Genomic DNA, 645 nt, shown 5'->3' on the forward strand with positions numbered 1-645 from the left:
GAATTTGTCTGCTTGTTTTATGAGTAGCACGAGGATCGTGCTTAAAAAAAACAAGAGGATAATACTTTGAAACTATCAAAATCGTTACTTGCTTTGGCAGTCTTGCCAATGTTTGCAAGTGCTGATGATTTATCACAGACGCAAAACCACATCATTCAACCGAAAATCGTGGGCGGCATTACCGCCGATCCAACTGAATGGAAGTTCTACACACAAATTGTAAGTCGCTACAGCAATCGTTCCTATTGTGGTGCGAGTTACATCGGCAATGGCTATGTATTGACTGCGGCTCACTGTGTGGAGGGCGATTCACCGAGTCAAATTGCCGTGAAAATTGGTGGCATCGTGTACAACGGCACCGATGGAGTTAGAGCGAATGTGAGTGAAATCCACATGCATCCGTCTTATCGCCGCGCCACGCTTTCTTATGATATTGCGGTTCTAAAGCTAGATTCCGTCCCACAAGGTGTATCCGCAGTTGAAATTGCTGATGGCAGCTTGGCGCAGTACGCCAGTATTGGAGATTGGTTGACAGTTGCAGGTTTAGGTCGAACGTCAGAAGGCGGCAGTTCGCCAACAAGATTGCAAGAAGTCGATGTTCCACTCGTGTCGGATGCCACTTGTCGTCAGGCGGGTGGAAACTAC

The 645-nt window shown here is 47.1% G+C and carries 1 protein-coding gene; it reads left to right on the forward strand.

The window, feature by feature from the left end; all coding sequences use genetic code 11:
* Positions 1–66 precede the first annotated feature (66 nt).
* A partial coding sequence (locus R8O10_RS25740; protein WP_318192029.1) for a serine protease occupies positions 67–645 on the forward strand: 579 nt, incomplete at its 3' end.

Source organism: Vibrio sp. 1727 (assembly GCF_033344415.1).
Taxonomy (GTDB): domain Bacteria; phylum Pseudomonadota; class Gammaproteobacteria; order Enterobacterales; family Vibrionaceae; genus Vibrio; species Vibrio alginolyticus.